At 70.8% G+C, this 14,574-nt stretch carries 13 protein-coding genes; 5 read left to right on the top strand and 8 right to left on the bottom strand.

The genetic code is table 11. From position 1 onward, the window contains the following. Nucleotides 1-222 precede the first annotated feature (222 nt). Nucleotides 223-1,716, top strand: a complete 1,494-nt coding sequence (locus tag WME82_RS10685) for a reverse transcriptase family protein (protein ID WP_437745368.1) — start codon at nt 223-225, stop codon at nt 1,714-1,716. A 6-nt stretch (nt 1,717-1,722) separates the two neighbouring features. Here the strand turns inward: WME82_RS10685 and WME82_RS10680 are convergent, their stop codons facing one another. Continuing rightward, nucleotides 1,723-2,622 carry a helix-turn-helix transcriptional regulator gene (locus tag WME82_RS10680; RefSeq protein WP_438042734.1) on the bottom strand — a complete coding sequence of 300 codons (900 nt, stop codon included), beginning with the start codon at nt 2,620-2,622 and terminating at the stop codon, nt 1,723-1,725. Between the two features lie 90 nt (nt 2,623-2,712). Between WME82_RS10680 and WME82_RS10675 the strand changes: the two genes are divergently transcribed. Continuing rightward, entirely contained in the window at nt 2,713-3,471 is a 759-nt protein-coding gene (locus WME82_RS10675; RefSeq protein ID WP_437870357.1) for an MBL fold metallo-hydrolase, read from the top strand. 181 nt (nt 3,472-3,652) lie between these two features. On the opposite strand, the gene WME82_RS10670 is transcribed toward WME82_RS10675, so the two are convergent. The 4 genes from WME82_RS10670 to WME82_RS10655 all read right to left on the bottom strand — a co-directional run bounded on the left by WME82_RS10670 (nt 3,653) and on the right by WME82_RS10655 (nt 8,744). Further along, nucleotides 3,653-4,840, bottom strand: a complete 1,188-nt coding sequence (locus WME82_RS10670; RefSeq protein WP_438042733.1) for a PAS domain-containing protein — start codon at nt 4,838-4,840, stop codon at nt 3,653-3,655. A gap of 540 nt (nt 4,841-5,380) precedes the next feature. Continuing rightward, nucleotides 5,381-7,924 carry a hypothetical protein gene (locus tag WME82_RS10665; protein WP_438042732.1) on the bottom strand — a complete coding sequence of 848 codons (2,544 nt, stop codon included), beginning with the start codon at nt 7,922-7,924 and terminating at the stop codon, nt 5,381-5,383. A 288-nt stretch (nt 7,925-8,212) separates the two neighbouring features. After that, nucleotides 8,213-8,515 carry a type II toxin-antitoxin system RelE/ParE family toxin gene (locus tag WME82_RS10660; protein WP_438042731.1) on the bottom strand — a complete coding sequence of 101 codons (303 nt, stop codon included), beginning with the start codon at nt 8,513-8,515 and terminating at the stop codon, nt 8,213-8,215. A gap of 1 nt (nt 8,516) precedes the next feature. Next, nucleotides 8,517-8,744 carry an addiction module protein gene (locus WME82_RS10655; RefSeq protein WP_438042730.1) on the bottom strand — a complete coding sequence of 76 codons (228 nt, stop codon included), beginning with the start codon at nt 8,742-8,744 and terminating at the stop codon, nt 8,517-8,519. A gap of 322 nt (nt 8,745-9,066) precedes the next feature. Here WME82_RS10655 and WME82_RS10650 point away from each other — a divergent pair, with 322 nt between their 5' ends. After that, nucleotides 9,067-9,306, top strand: coding sequence for a hypothetical protein (locus tag WME82_RS10650; RefSeq protein ID WP_438042729.1), 240 nt, complete (start codon nt 9,067-9,069; stop codon nt 9,304-9,306). A 28-nt stretch (nt 9,307-9,334) separates the two neighbouring features. Here WME82_RS10650 and WME82_RS10645 read toward each other — a convergent pair whose 3' ends face one another. Next, a complete protein-coding gene (locus WME82_RS10645) occupies nt 9,335-9,775 on the bottom strand; it encodes a helix-turn-helix domain-containing protein (protein WP_438042728.1) in 441 nt (146 codons plus the stop codon). 73 nt (nt 9,776-9,848) lie between these two features. On the opposite strand from WME82_RS10645, the gene WME82_RS10640 reads away from it, so the two are divergent. Both WME82_RS10640 and WME82_RS10635 read left to right on the top strand, forming a co-directional pair. Next, nucleotides 9,849-10,694: a class I SAM-dependent methyltransferase gene (locus WME82_RS10640; RefSeq protein WP_438042727.1), complete on the top strand. Its 846-nt coding sequence runs from the start codon at nt 9,849-9,851 to the stop codon at nt 10,692-10,694. 100 nt (nt 10,695-10,794) lie between these two features. Then, nucleotides 10,795-12,384, top strand: coding sequence for an IS1182 family transposase (locus tag WME82_RS10635; RefSeq protein WP_438039071.1), 1,590 nt, complete (start codon nt 10,795-10,797; stop codon nt 12,382-12,384). A 151-nt stretch (nt 12,385-12,535) separates the two neighbouring features. Here the strand turns inward: WME82_RS10635 and WME82_RS10630 are convergent, their stop codons facing one another. Both WME82_RS10630 and kynU read right to left on the bottom strand, forming a co-directional pair. Next, nucleotides 12,536-13,030 carry a hypothetical protein gene (locus WME82_RS10630; RefSeq protein WP_438042726.1) on the bottom strand — a complete coding sequence of 165 codons (495 nt, stop codon included), beginning with the start codon at nt 13,028-13,030 and terminating at the stop codon, nt 12,536-12,538. Between the two features lie 183 nt (nt 13,031-13,213). Further along, nucleotides 13,214-14,476, bottom strand: coding sequence for a kynureninase (gene kynU, locus WME82_RS10625; protein WP_438044874.1), 1,263 nt, complete (start codon nt 14,474-14,476; stop codon nt 13,214-13,216). Nucleotides 14,477-14,574 lie beyond the last annotated feature (98 nt).

The raw sequence follows: 14,574 nt of genomic DNA, 5'->3' as shown, positions 1-14,574 counted from the left end.
GCCCTACGGCGTCGGGAGAGCTGAGACAACCTCGCAAACGCCGTTTCTCCCGACGCCGTAGGGCTCGTCTAGCCGAAGAGAACCGGTGAGGCTACCGTGCACCAAGCGATGAAGGTGATGCGCTTGGAGCCTCTCTTGGCGACATGAGACAGCGATCGACGGTCCGGCCTCCTCAGGACAGATCGCTTCCATCGTGACTCACCACCACGCTCCCACCGAGACATGACCGCGAAGATCGACGCGACCGTTCAAGCCCGAGCCCCCGTCGTTCTCCCCATCACGACGCCGCCTGCCCCCGGCGGCGCGGCGGCCCGCGGCGTGGGCGCAGAAGCGCGCCGGCTCGCCCACGAGGAGCGCGTCGCCCGCTGGAAGGCGATCGACGAGGCGGGCGGGATCGACGCGTGGGTGAGCGCGGAGCTCACGTCGAAGGGCGCCCTCGCGACCGGCGATCCCAAGGCGATGTCCGACCGGGAGCGCGCGCAGTGGAAGGAGCGCAAGAAGGTCGAGGCGAGGGAGCGCCGCTCGCTGCGCCGCCTGGCCTGGGAGGCCTACGTCGCCACGCACGTCAACCACCTTGGCGCGGGCGTGCACTGGAGCGACCGTGTCGGGCCGGACAGGCTCGATGTGCCCGGGCTGAGCGAGCGCGCGCGGGCGCACGGGCTCCCCGACCTGCCGGGCGCGGCCGAGCTCGCGAGCGCGCTGGGGCTGTCGATCCCGCGGCTCCGCTGGCTCGCGTACCACCGCGAGGTCGACACGGGCACCCATTACCGGCGGTGGCACATCCCGAAGCGCGACGGCAGCGCGCGTACCATCTCGTCGCCGAAGCGGGATCTGAAGCGCGCGCAGCGCTGGGCGCTCCGCAACCTGTTCGAGAAGCTGCCGGTCCACGCCGCGGCGCACGGCTTCCTGGCGAGCCGATCCATCGTCACGAACGCCGCCGCGCACGCCGGCGCCGACACGATCGTCAAGGTGGATATCAAGGACTTCTTCCCGACGATCACGTGGCGCCGCGTGCGCGGCCTGCTCCGCAAGGCCGGCGTGGCCGAGGGTCCCGCGACGCTCGTGGCGCTCCTCTCGACGGAGGCGCCCCGGGACGTCGTGCAGTTCCGAGGGCAGACGCTCTACGTGGCGACGGGCCCGCGCGTGCTCCCGCAGGGCGCGCCCACCTCCCCGGCGATCACGAACGCGATCTGCCTGCGGCTCGATCGGCGCGCGTCCGGCCTCGCCCGCAAGCTGGGGCTTCGTTACACGCGGTATGCTGACGATCTCACGTTCTCCTTCCGCGCGCCCGAGGCGCCCGGCCTCGCCGACGCCGCGCGGCCGCGCGCGCCGGTGGGCGCGCTGCTCCGCGGGCTCCGGGAGATCCTGAGCTCGGAGGGCTTCCGGCTGCATCCGAGCAAGACCGTGGTGATGCGCAAGGGCAGCCGGCAGAAGGTGACAGGCCTCGTCGTCAACCAGGCGAGCGAGGGGGCGCCGGCGGCGCGCGTCCCGCGCGAGCGGGTGCGCGCGCTGCGCGCGGCGATCCGCAACCGGGAGCTCGGGAGGCCAGGAAAGGGCGAGACGCTCGCGCAGCTCAAGGGGCTCGCGGCCTTCGTGTACATGACGGATCCGGCCAAGGGGCGCGCGTTCCTCGGGCGCATCGAGGCGCTGGAGCGCAATCAGCCGGCGCCTGCCGGCGAGGCGGGCTCTCCCGAGGCGCGCCCGGTGCTCACGTAGGGCGGGCTACCCCGCGGCTGAAGAGCCCCGGGCCAGCGGCGCGGCGTCGGCCGTGCGCCCGCCGCCTCCGCACGTGCGCATGGGGTGATCGAGCGCCGCGCGCCGGTAGGCCGCGGGCGTCGTGGCGAAGTGGCCCCGGAACAGGCGCGTGAAGTGGCTCGTGTCGCGGAAGCCCCAGCGCGCGGCGACCTCGGACACGGCCTCGAGCGGGCGGAGCGAGAGCTCGCTCGCCGCCCGTTCGAGCCGGCGCCTCCGGATGTGCGCGGCCAGCGAGCAGCCCAGCTGCTCTGCCATCACGCCGTCGAGGTAACGGCGGCTCACCCCCTGCGCCCGCGCGATATCCGCCGGCTGGAGCGTCGGATCTCCGAGGCGACGCTCGATATCGGCCAGCGCCCGCTCGACCCTCGCTTGCGGAAGCGCGGGCGCGCGGCCGCACATCCCGATCGCCTCGAGCACCACGCCGACGGCCGCCACGCAATCGCGCTCCGACAGCGACGAGCTCTCGCTCAGGATCTGGCGCAAGAGCCCCGCCACGACCCGCTCACCCGCGTGCTCCTCGCCGCGCGTGACGGCCGTCCGTAGGTCGACCCCCGGGTGCCTCTGCTGCACCGCCGACAGCGGCAGCCGCAGCAGCAGCCGCCGGCCCCGGCTCATCGTCAGCTCGAAGGGGGTGTCCGACTGAAACCACGCGAACGTCCCTTCGCGCAGGAGTGCCCGGCGCCCCGCCTGCACGATCACCCCCTCCCCCTCGGCCACGGCGACGATCTTGAGCAGCCCCGTGGAAACTCTGGGCTCGCAGCGGACCTCGAACGGCTCGGCGCCGAGCCAGAGCAGCTCGCCAGGGCCGGCCCGCACCGCGCGCTCGAGCATCGACTCCGGAGGTGTCGCCACGTGGGTCAGTTCCATCGTGGACCATCCGTCGCGTCGAATCGGGCCAGGCGAGAGGAGCCCCGACACACCACCTTGAGGCCAGGCGTTCGGCGCCGGAGGAACATCATGTCTGCCGCCCAGATCATTCGCGTGCCCATTCTACCCTTTCGCATGCTCAACGCCCACCTGCTCGTCGGCGCCACCGGTTGCGTCCTTGTCGATGCCGGCGTGACGGACGCGGCGCCCAGGGTGGGCGAGGCGCTGGCGCGCGCGGGCCGCGGCTGGTCCGACGTGAAGGCGATCGTGGTCACTCACGCCCACGTCGACCATGCCGGGAGCGCCGCCGAGCTGCGCGAGCGCTCCGGAGCGCTCGTCGTCGCCCACGAGGCCGAGGTCGAGCACCTCAACGGGCGCGCCCCGATGACGTTCTGTCCGACGGGTTGGTTCGGCCGCCTGTTCGTCCGGGCCCCTCTCGTGCACGAGCGCTATGCGCCCGTCGCGCCCGACATCGTGCTGTCCGGCGACGAGACGCTCGACCTGGCTCCCTACGGGGTCGCGGGTCGCGTGCGCCACACCCCCGGGCACACCGAGGGCTCACTCTCGGTCGTCCTCGAGTCGCGCGAGGCGCTGGTCGGAGATCTGGTCGCCTCGGGGCTGATGCTGGGCGGGCTCGCGCGGCTCGGCCACGCTATCCGGCCCCCCTTCGAGCTGGACCCGCGCGCCGTCGGCGTCGAGCTCACGCGGCTGGTCGACGAGGGAATACAGACCTTCTACCTGGGCCACGGAGGGCCGCTCGGCGCTGACGAGGTGCGGCGGCACGCCCGCGTGTTGGCCGGATCCATCGCCGGCGTGCCCCACCTGCAGCGGACTCCCCAGCTGCGGTGAGCGACGAGACATCAGCACACATCGTCTGTCTTCACGCGCCGGTGATGCTCGGCGTGAACCCCACGGGCTGGTTCTCGATCGCGGTGGCCGGGGCTCGTCTACGATCTCGGCATCGGGTTCAACTTCGGCGGGCTGTCGAGCTACAAGGACCTTCAAGAGCCGATGTGACGCGCCAGCCGGACTAGCGGGCTGGGCCGGTCGTCGAGAAGAGGCGGATCGCGTCCTTCGGGGTGCGCATCGTGACCATGCTCGACAGATCGATGCCCAGCGAGGTCATCGTGTGCGCGACCGCTGGCTGGATCCCCGTGATCGCCGCGCGCGCGCCGAGCAGGCCTATCGCGCGGACGATGCCGACCAGCCGGTCGGCGGTGCGCGTGTCGATCGTCTCGAGCGCCGAGAGGTCGAGCACGACGCTGCGCACCTGCCGCGTCGCGATGATGTTGAGAAGGCGCTCGGTGAGCGTCGCCGTCCGCTCCTCATCCATGGCGCCGATGAGCGGCACGCCGACGACGCCATCGGCGACCTCCAGGATGGGCGCGGAGAGCGCCAGGATCTGCCGGTGCTGCGCCTGGATGACGGCGAGCCTCCGGTCGAGCTCCGCCGCGAGCGCCGACTTCTCGTCCGCCTCGCGCCGGGCCGCCGCGGCCATGGTCTCGAGCTCGCGCGCCGAGCCCTGGAGCGCGTCCTGCGCCCTCTGGCGCTCGGTGACATCCACGCAGAAGCAGGCGACCTGCACCTCGCCGCTCCTGCGGACGATGGGCTTCTTGACCGTCTCGTACCAGTGCACGTCGCCGTTCGGCCGCGTCTCCTTCTCCTCGATGACCACGGGTTGTCTCGTGTCGATGACCTGCCGGTCGACGCTTGTGAAGCCTGAGGCCTCATCGACGCTCGCGGTGAGCTCGTGCTGGGACGCGTGGACGACCTGCGCCGGCGTCATCCCGTAGCAGCTCGCGAGGGCGCTGTTCGCCATGACGTAGCGGCTGCGCCGGTCCTTGATGAACATGAGGTTGGGCGCGAGGTCGATGAAGTTGCGCAGGAGCTCCAGCTCCTCGGCGAGCGCCTCCTCGCGGCGGCGCTGCGCGGCGTCGTCGGCCGCATGAGCGTGGACGAAGACGAGCGGCTCTCCCTCGGATCTCGAGCACCGCAGGAGCGTCCAGCGCTGCGGGCTCGCCCCGTTGCTCGCCGTGGCGTCGATCTCCGCCCGGCTCTGGGCCCCGCCGAGCACCGCGCGAGCGGCCTCCTCCGCCTCGGGCACAAGCAGCGCCGCCTCTCCAAACGTGTTGCGCCAGGCCAGGTTGGCCTCCCGCAACCGGAGGTTCGCGTCGAGCACCGCGAGCGGTTCAGGAAATGCGTCCAAGTCTGCGTGCATCCATACCTCCCCCGCGGCCCGTGCGGCGCAGCAGACGCACCATGCCGCATCGTTGAAGATGCCTGTGCTTCAGCGCCTTGTCTACGGCGCGCGCCGGTGCCCGCGACGAAAGCCACCGTCCCTCACATCGGAGGTTCCGTGAGTGACGGACGGGCGAGCAGCGCTGGACGGACTGGGCCTGGTTCGTGATCGTGATGTAGAGCGACAGAGCATGAAGGGGCAGGACTCTGCCCGTCCACGGCGTTCCCATCGACGGCTGTAGCGTACGTCGTGGGCGTGGCGTGGGCGTGCTCGCACCTGCGCGAGCCAGGAGAGCGACACCCGCGTCGGGCTCGCGATTGCCAACCACGGCGCTGCCGGGTGGGGGGCCTGGCTCCCCTTCAGGGGCAGCCGCGCCGCGGGATCGCATGAGCGCGCGGTCGGCCGTCCGGTGGACGTCGTACGGAACGGCGCACTCTTCAGCGTTGCCGTTCCACGCTCCGGTGGATCGAGGCGGCGTCGTCGCCGCCGGCTTCCAGGAACTTGTCTCCCTGCATCAGCTCACGGCAGCTCGACCTCCGGATAGAACGGTACCCGGCCGTACGAGCGCTCGCAGGACTCGTAGCCCCGACGGGCGTCTTCGTCGCTCTCATCGAGGTAGGTCCGGCGCATCTCGGGAGAAATGCAGTCGCTCGTGGCGGCGCGAAGGGCCTGCCGAAGCGCGTCGGCAGAGATGGCCCACACCCGCGCCGTCTTGTCCGACGTGGTGACCACGCGCTGCCCGTCGGCGCTGAATGCCGCCGAGAGAAGCGAGCCCTCATGGCCACGGAGCACGACGGGCGCGCCGCTGCCATCTGCGTTCCACACACGCGCCGTCCTGTCGTGCGAGGCCGTCACCACCCGCTGCCCGTCGGCGCTGAACGCCGCGAAGCTGACCCCTGCCTCGTGGCCGCGGAGCACGATGGGCGTCCCGCTGCCGTCCGCGTTCCACACACGCGCCGTCTTGTCGTGCGAGGCCGTCACCACCCGCTGCCCATCAACGCTGAACGCCGCGGAGAGCAGCGAGCTCTCATGGCCCCGGAGCACGACAGGCATGCCGCTGCCATCCGCGTTCCATACCCGCGCCGTCTTGTCGTGCGAGGCCGTCACCACCCGCTGCCCGTCGGCGCTGAGGGCCGCGGACCAGACCGGGGCCTCGTGCCCCCGGAGCACGACGGGCACGCCGCTGCCGTCTGCGTTCCACACACGCGCCGTCCTGTCGTGCGAGATGGTGATCACCCGCTGCCCGTCGGCGCTGAACGCCGCGGATCTGACCCAGTCCTCGTGTCCCCGGAGCACGACGGGCGCGCCGCTGCCGTCTGCGTTCCACACACGCGCCGTCCTGTCGTTCGAGGCCGTGACCACCCGCTGCCCGTCGGCGCTGAACGCCGCGTACCCGACCCCTGCCTCGTGGCCGCGGAGCACGACGGGCCTGCTGCTGCCGTCCGCGCTCCACACACGCGCCGTCCTGTCGTGCGAGGCCGTGACCACCCGCCGCCCATCGGCGCTGAACGCCGCCGACCAGACCGGGGCCTCATGGCCCTGGAGCACGACGGGCCTGCTGCTGCCGTCCGCGCTCCACACACGCGCCATCTTGTCGTTCGAGGCCGTGACCACACGCTGCCCGTCAGCGCTGAACGCCGCCGACCAGACCGGGGCCTCGTGGCCCCGGAGCACGACAGGCATGCTGCTGCCGTCCGCGCTCCACACACGCACCGTCGTGTCGTTCGAGGCCGTGACCACGCGCCGCCCGTCAGGGCTGAACGCCGCGGAGCTCACGCCGCCCTCGTGGCCACGGAGCACGATGGGCACGCCGCTGCCGTCCGCGTTCCACACCCGCGCCGTCCTGTCGAACCCGGTGGTGACTACCCGCTGCCCATCTGCGCTGAACGCCGCGTACCCAACGCCTACCTCATGGCCGCGGAGCACGACAGGCGCGCCTCCGTCCTCCGCGTGGTCGTGGTCGCAACCGGTTTGCGCGTGCTCGGACTCATCCGCGTGAACAGGGCCATTCCGGGCACTCCCGGCGTTCCACACCCGCGCCGTCTTGTCGTTCGAGGCCGTGACCACACGCTGCCCGTCAGCGCTGAACTCCGCGGAGCTCACCTCGCCTTCGTGGCCCCGGAGCACCACGGCCGTGCCGCTGCCATCCGCGTTCCACACCCGCGCCGTCTTGTCGTTCGAGGCCGTGACCACACGCTGCCCGTCAGCGCTGAACTCCGCGGAGATCACCGCAGCCGCGTGGCCCCGGAGCACCACGGCCGTGCCGCTGCCATCCGCGTTCCACACCCGCGCCGTCTTGTCGTGGGAGGCCGTGACCACACGCTGCCCATCCGCGCTGAACTCCGCGGAGCTCACCTCGCCTTCGTGGCCCCGGAGCACCACGGCCGTGCCGCTGCCATCCGCGTTCCACACCCGCGCCGTCTTGTCGTGGGAGGCCGTGACCACACGCTGCCCATCCGCGCTGAACGCCGCGAACACAACCGCGCCCTTATGGCCCCCGAGCACCACGGCCGTGCCGCTGCCATCCGCGCTCCACACCCGCGCCGTCCCGTCGCCCGAGGCCGTGACCACGCGCTGCCCGTCGGCGCTGAACGCCGCGAACATGACGGCGCCCTCGTGGCCCCGGAGCACCACGGTCGTGCCGCTGCCGTCCGCGTTCCACACACGCGCCGTCTTGTCGCCCGAGGCCGAGACGATGCGCTTCCCATCGGGGCTGAAGTCAGCAAGCAACACGTGGCCCCGATGGCCGCGCATCGTGAGCATCGAAGGAGCCGAGGCCAGCACATCACGTGTCAGATCGGTCCAGCCACGTACTCCGTCCGCGTCCCTTACCTCGAGCAGCAGCTGCACCGCTGACTCCGGCTGGTTTCGCGCCAGCAGCTCGCGAGCGCCGGCCATCAGCGAGAAAGCTCGCGCTCGCGCCGCCTGGGCCACCGCCTCTCGCTGCGCATCCTCCGCCCTTCGCGCGGCAGCTTCCGCATTCCGTGCCACGCCGCGCTGCTCCAGCGCCCAGACGGCGACCATCAGCATCGCCACCGTGGCGGCGACGACCGCAATCGCCACCAGCCTCCGCCGCTCCTCTTTCTCTCCCTGCTTCAATTTCGCCTCTTCCCGCTCCCGTTCCTTCCTTCGCTCGCCCCCTCGCTCGCCTGAAGCCCAGCGAGGCTGCACGCGCCGAGGTGCTTCGCCCCCAGCTCCGGGCCGAGCGGGTGAGCCGCCGTCTGCTCGCCCCGGCTGCCTCGAGCGGAGGCCCGCACGTCGCCTCCGGTGCCGTCGAGCACGATCTCCAACCATGGGGTGGGCGCCCCGGGTCGCTGCATGCCCATGGACGTCACACAACCGCTCGAAGCGTCAGCCCCCGCGGCCGCGCCAGGAGCCCGGTCGGCGCCGGAGGTGCATCACCGCAAGCACCACGATGTGCTCCGGCGCGATCGCGTACAGGACACCGTACGGGAAGCCGTGCAGGAGCACGCGCCGCACGCCTCGCTCGATCTCGGGCCCCTGCTCGGGGATCTCCGTGATGCGGTCGAGGGCGGCGAGCAATTCCGCCTCGAAGCGGGCGCCTGCACGCTCGTCCCGCTCCCGGTACCAGAAAAACGCTTCGTGGGCTTCGCGCTCCGCCTCGGGCGCGAAGGACAGGGTGCATCGAGCCACGTCAGCCCCGCGCGAAGATGCGCTTCCGGGCTTCCTCCCAGGGGATCGGCCGGGTGCGTCCTGCGCGGAGATCCTCGAGGCGACGCAGGGCCTCCTCGGTCCACGCGCGCTCGATCTCCTCGGGCGGCTCCTCGCCCACGCTGTCGAGCAGGCGGAGCGCGATGACGCGCCGCTCGCTCTCCGGGAGCTTCAACGCCTCGTCGAGGAGCTTCTCGGCCGGGTTGCTCATCGAGCTCAGTGTAGCAGGATCGGCCACGCCTCGGGGGGCTCTCGGGTCGGGCGAGCTGAGCCCCTGCGCTGCGCACCGTTGCAAGCGAGCACATCGCGCGCCGCAACATGGGATGAGCACACCGCAACCTGGAATGCGCCCCGCTCTCGCTACCCGGAGCGCCCCACGTTCCGCCGAGCAGGGTTCCGGCCCCCCACGCACGCACCGCGAGGCGGCCGAAAGGGTCCCAGACCTCCAGCGAGCGCTCTGTGTTGCGGTCCAGAGGGTTCCGGACCCCCGGCAAGCGCTCTGTGTTGCGGTCCGGTGTCGCAATGCGTTGCGGTTGTGCCGGTACCGGCCTCCCTCACCTGGCACAGATCAGGGGCGGGGCGCACACACGCTCCAAGCGCCGCGCTCTCGGGGACACTACCGGCTCGACGTCTGGCGGCTCGCCACGAGCCTCGCCCTGGTCGCGCGCGAGAACGGCGGCTTCAGCCTCGCCAACCAGAAGGTGCGCGCGATCGCGCTCGATTGCGCCGGCCAGGTCGCGCTGGATTACGCGAGCTTTTGCGCCAGCTTCTGATCGGCGCGCTGGCGGCGTCCGCCCAGGCTCAGGCGGACCGCCGCCGCCGGGGAGCCTTCTGCACGAGCGGCTCGAGACGGCCGGCGCCGGCGAGCCGGACGATGCCGCGAAAGCGCGGACACTCCATGTGGCTCGGCGCGGTACACGCCGCCGCGTGGCGCAGGCCGTCGCGCAGGGCGACCAGGCGCTGGATGGTCCGGTCCAGCTCCTCGGCCTTGGCCGTCAGCCGCTCTCGCTCGATGCGCGGCCGCCCGTCGGACGAGAACATCCGGGCGATCTCGTCCAGCGAGAACCCCGCCACCTGGCCGAGCGCGATCAGCGCCAGGCGCTCCAGCACCGCGGGGTCGAACAGGCGCCGCAAGCCCCGCCGCCCGGTGGACGCGATCAGCCCCTTCTCCTCGTAAAACCGCAGGGTCGAGGCGGGCGCGCCGGAGCGCCGGGCCACCTCCGCGATGTCCAGCCGTTTCACGCTTGACCTCAAGTTGACTTGAACTTGCAGACTACGGCACATGAGTTCCGACTGCAAACCGAAGGAGACTCCGATGTCCGAAGCCCATCCGCCGAATCGCGACCAGGCCACGCTGTGGAACGAAGCCAGCGGGCGCACCTGGGTGGAATTGCAGGAAGTGCTCGACGGCATGCTGGCGCCGCTCGCGACGCCGGTCATCAACGAGGGCTTCCCCGGCGACGGCGGGCGCGTCCTCGACGTCGGCTGCGGCGCGGGCGCCACGTCCCTCGCGATGGCCCGGCGCCTCGGGCCAGCGGGCCTCTGCCTCGGCGTGGATATCTCCGGGCCGCTCGTGGCGGCCGCCAGGGCACGCGCCGCCGCCGAGGGGCTGGCGTCCGCCGCGTTCGTCCAGGCGGACGCGCAGACCCATGCGTTCGAGCAGGGCACGTTCGACGCGGTGATCTCGCGCTTCGGCGTGATGTTCTTCGACGATCCCGCGGCGGCGTTCGCCAACATCCGGCGCGCCGCCCGGCGCAAGGCGAAGCTCTCGTTCGTTGCATGGCGCAGCGCGGACGAGAATCCGTTCATGACCGAGGCAGCGCGCGCAGCGGCCCCGCTCCTGCCGAGCTTGCGCGTCCCGGACCCCGACGCACCCGGCCCGTTCGCCTTCGCGGACAGAGAGCGGGTGCAGCGGATCCTGGACGCGAGCGGCTGGACCGACGTCGACATTCGCCCGATCGACGTGCCGAGCGGCCTCGCGGAGAAGGACCTGCTCGCCTACGTCACCAGGCTCGGACCGGTGGGTCAGGCGCTGCGGGACGCGGACGAGCCGACGCGCGCCCGGACGGCCCAGGCGGTTCGCGCTGCCTTCGACGCGTACGTCCAGGAGGGCGCGGCCCGCTTCACCGCGGCCTGCTGGCTCGTGAGCGCGCGCGCCTAGAGGACCGATCAGGTTGATTTTGCGATAATTCTGGTCGCTTCGATGCAAGGCTCGACGGTCTCGTCGGGCCATGATCTCGTCCGCGTCCGGAGGTGCACGGATGGAACGATGGTCGCCGCCGGTGGAGCTGTCGCGGCAGGAGCAGGCGCTGATGAAGCGGCTGACGCGCGTGAGAGCACTGTTCGGCTTTCTCAGGCAGCACCGGCACGAGCTGTTCGATGAGACGTTCCAGGAGCAGCTGGAGGGCATGTACCGGACGACGGGGGCAGGCGAGGCGCCGCATCCACCGGCGCTGATGTGCATGGTCACGCTGCTTCAAGGCTACGTCGGCGCATCGGATGCCGAGGCGGTGGAGTTGTGCGTTGTCGACCTGCGCTGGCAGATGGTGCTCGGCTGCCTGGGTGCGGCGACGCCGCCGTTCTCGCAGGGCGCGCTGCAGGCGTTCCGAGAGCGGATGGTCGCGCACGAGATGGACCGGATGCTGCTGGAGCGGACCGTAGCGCTTGTTCGGTCCGGCGCGATGACGGAGGGCGAGAGGCGTGCGGTGTCCAAGGCGCTGCGCGTGGCCATCGATAGCCGCCCTTTAGCGGGGGCCGGGCGGGTTGAGGACACGATCAACCTGCTCGGCCACGCTGCACGCAGCATCGTCCGCGTCGTGTCGAAGATCACGGAGCGTCCGCCCGAGGAGATCTGCCGCAAGGCGGGCATCCCGCTGCTTCTGGCTCCCAGTATCAAGGCCGGGCTCGACCTGGACTGGAGCGACCCGAAACAGAAGGCGGCAGCGATTCAGATCCTGGAGCGGCAGGTCTCGTCGCTGCAGCAGTGGGTCGACCGCCACCTGGACGACGTCGTCGAGCAGCCGCTTCGCACCTATCTGGACGCGGTCACACAGGTTCGAGACCAGGACCTGGAAACAGCCGAGGATGGGACCGTTCGCATCCGGCAAGGCGTTGCGCCTGACCGCCGTGTCTCCATTGAAGACGCCGAGATGCGCCACGGTCGCAAGAGCCGCTCGAAGCGCTTCGACGGCTACAAGGAACATATCGCGCGCGACCTTGACCTTCCGGTCATCGTCGCCTGCGCGATCACGCCGGCGAATCGGCCCGAAGAGGAGGGGGCCGCGCCGATCGCCAAGGACATCCAGCATCAGGGGCTGCGCCTGGGTGAGCTGCACATCGATCGAGCCTACGTGAACAGTCCCGTCGTCGATGACGTGATCCGAGCGGGCGGCCAGGTGTTCTCGAAGCCTTGGGGGCAGCGGGCTCGCAGCCCGGAGCTATTCAGCAAGCGCGACTTCAAGATCAACCTGCGCGCCAAGACAATCACGTGTCCAGCGGGGCAGATCGAGGTGTTCGAACCGGGCGATACGGTCGAGTTTGATCCTGAGGAGTGTGGCGCGTGCCCCCTCCGAGCCAAGTGCACGCAAGCTGCCTCGGGGCGAGGGCGGACCGTGTCCATCGCCGAGGATGAAGCTCTGCAGGGCAAGTTCCGGAAGTTGCAGCAGACCGGAGCAGGACGCGCCGTGCTCCGGCAGCGGACAGCTGTGGAGCATGCGCTCGCCCATATCGCGGCGCGGAAAGGACACTGCGCGCGCTACATCGGCGCCAGGAGAAATCTGTTCGACCTCCGGCGCACCGCAGCCATCCAGAATCTTGAGGCGGCCCAGCGGCTGATCCAGGAGGCTGCATAACATATCGAAATTAGACGATTTTCAACATGTTCGGCGTTCTAGAGAGAATGCTGCCAGACCACCGGTCGATGACGAGCCGTCGCCCGGCGCGCCGTGCCCGGCGACGGGCCGAGACCGACATGCCGCGCATCGCGAGGCGCCGGGCCGCACCTCAACCAAGATCGCCGGTGAAGCGGATCGGCACGCGAAACGCCGCGAACATGGCCTTCACGTGCTTGGGCGAGAAGAGCGCGCCGAGCGTCGTGTCCTCGACCCCGCGGCGCTGCACCAGCTCGTGGAGCTCGAGCAGCGAGTACGCGCAGAAGAGCTCGAGGCGCTTTCCGATGTGCTTCAGGATTCTGCCGCGATTCCTGTAATACGGCGCGTAGTCGCCCTTGTACCGAAGATCGAGCGCTTCGATGCGGACCTCGTACTGCACGTAGGAGCGCTCCCCGAGCGCGCGATTGCAGAGGAGCTCGGCTTCGACGTGCGCGCCGGTGTCGTCCACCACGACGCCAGGCCCATCCCCGAAGACCCAGAGCCCGTCGAAATGGGGCGCCTCGGCCTCTCGCGGCTCCTCGTGCGTCTTCGGGTGTCCGGGCGACACGGAGAAGCACGCTCGAAACTCGTCGCGTATCTCGGCGCTGCGCGCGCAGAGCGCCTCCATCTGCCGCTCTTTCGGAACCGAAAACAGTTTGGCCGTTTTGCCCATGAGCCGTGCTCCTCAGAGATGTCTCGCCCGCAGCCCGAGAGTGCCCGATTCAGAACCTCCCATTCTACCCGATCGCAGAGGGCTGCGAGCGCCGAGCCAACGCGTCCCCGGCTGTTTCCCGTCCAGGCGACGGGCGGATCAGGTCACCGCGCCGCGCCGGTGGAATTCCGGCTTGTCCCAGGCGCCGCTCTCCAGAAGGTCGCGCAGCGCTTCCACCGCATCCCAGACGTCGACGAAGCGGGTATACAGCGGGGTGAAGCCGAAGCGCATGATGCGCGGCTCCCGGTAGTCGCCGATCACGCCACGGGCGATCAGCGCCTGCATCACCGCGTAGCCCTGCGGGTGCTCGAAGCTGACCTGGCTGCCGCGGCGGGCGGCGTCGCGCGGGGTGACCAGGGTGAGCGGATGCTGGCCGCAGCGGGCTTCCACCAGCTGGATGAACAGCTCCGTCAGCGCCAGCGACTTGGCGCGCAGCGCGGCCATGTCGGTACGGCGGAAGATGGCAAGCCCGCACTCCACCAGCGAAAGCGCCGTGATCGGCTGGGTGCCGCACAGGAAGCGGCCGATGCCGTCGGCGGGGGTGTAGGCGGGTTCCATCGCGAACTGCCGGGCATGGCCGAACCAGCCGGACAGCGGCTGCCCGAAGCGGCTCTGATGACGCGGCGCCACCCACAGGAAGGCCGGCGCGCCGGGTCCGCCGTTCAGGTACTTGTAGGTGCAGCCGACGGCGAAGTCGGCGCGGGCGCCGTGGAGGTCCACCGGCACGGCGCCCGCGGAATGCGCCAGGTCCCACACGGTCAGCGCGCCGGCTGCGTGCGCGAGCGCCGTGACGGCGGCCATGTCGTGCATGTAGCCGGACTTGTAGTTGACGTGGGTGAGCATCAGCACCGCCACGTCGCCGCTGATCGCCTGCGGCAATTCCTTGGGCGAGTCGATCAGGCGTAACTCGTAGGCTGCGCCGCCCATCTTCAGCAGCTCGGTCAGGCCCTCGGCGATGTACAGGTCGGTGGGGAAATTGTCGCGTTCCGACACGAGCACCCGGCGCTCGGGCGCGGTGCTCTGCTGATGGCGCAGGGCGGTGGCCAGCACCTTGAACAGGTTGATGGACGTGGTGTCGGTGACCACCACTTCGCCGCTGCCGGCGCCGATCAGCGGCGCCAGGAGGTCGCCCAGGCGGCGGGACAGGTGCACCCAGCCGGCCGTGTTCCAGCTACGGATCAAGCCGTCGCCCCATTCCGCTTCGATCACTTCCCTGACACGGGCCAGCGAGGCCTTGGGGAGGGCGCCCAGCGAGTTGCCGTCCAGGTAGATCACATCGCCCGGTAGCGCGAACTCGTCGCGCAGGTGGCGCAGCGGGTCGCTTGCATCGCGGGCAAGGCAGGTGTCGCGGGTGGTTTGCAGGCTCATGTCAGGCGTCCTTCGGTTCCGCGGGGCAGGGTTGCGCAGCATGGCACGGACCGGACTGGCGCCCAGGTGGCCAGCTGGAGCGGCAGGGCGAT

Source organism: Sorangium sp. So ce128 (assembly GCF_051525245.1).
Lineage (GTDB): Bacteria > Myxococcota_A > Polyangia > Polyangiales > Polyangiaceae > Sorangium > Sorangium cellulosum_B.
The sequence above is the reverse complement of the archived record's forward strand: the minus strand, read 5'-3'. Positions and strand labels throughout refer to the sequence as shown.

What these genes read in the sequence shown, in the direction of transcription:
- WME82_RS10685 (WP_437745368.1), top strand. Translation starts at nt 223, where the DNA reads ATGACCGCGAAGATCGACGCGACCGTTCAAGCCCGAGCCCCCGTCGTT.
- WME82_RS10680 (WP_438042734.1), bottom strand. Translation starts at nt 2,622, where the DNA reads ATGGAACTGACCCACGTGGCGACACCTCCGGAGTCGATGCTCGAGCGC.
- WME82_RS10675 (WP_437870357.1), top strand. Translation starts at nt 2,713, where the DNA reads ATGTCTGCCGCCCAGATCATTCGCGTGCCCATTCTACCCTTTCGCATG.
- WME82_RS10670 (WP_438042733.1), bottom strand. Translation starts at nt 4,840, where the DNA reads ATGCACGCAGACTTGGACGCATTTCCTGAACCGCTCGCGGTGCTCGAC.
- WME82_RS10655 (WP_438042730.1), bottom strand. Translation starts at nt 8,744, where the DNA reads ATGAGCAACCCGGCCGAGAAGCTCCTCGACGAGGCGTTGAAGCTCCCG.
- WME82_RS10640 (WP_438042727.1), top strand. Translation starts at nt 9,849, where the DNA reads ATGTCCGAAGCCCATCCGCCGAATCGCGACCAGGCCACGCTGTGGAAC.
- WME82_RS10635 (WP_438039071.1), top strand. Translation starts at nt 10,795, where the DNA reads ATGGAACGATGGTCGCCGCCGGTGGAGCTGTCGCGGCAGGAGCAGGCG.
- WME82_RS10630 (WP_438042726.1), bottom strand. Translation starts at nt 13,030, where the DNA reads ATGGAGGCGCTCTGCGCGCGCAGCGCCGAGATACGCGACGAGTTTCGA.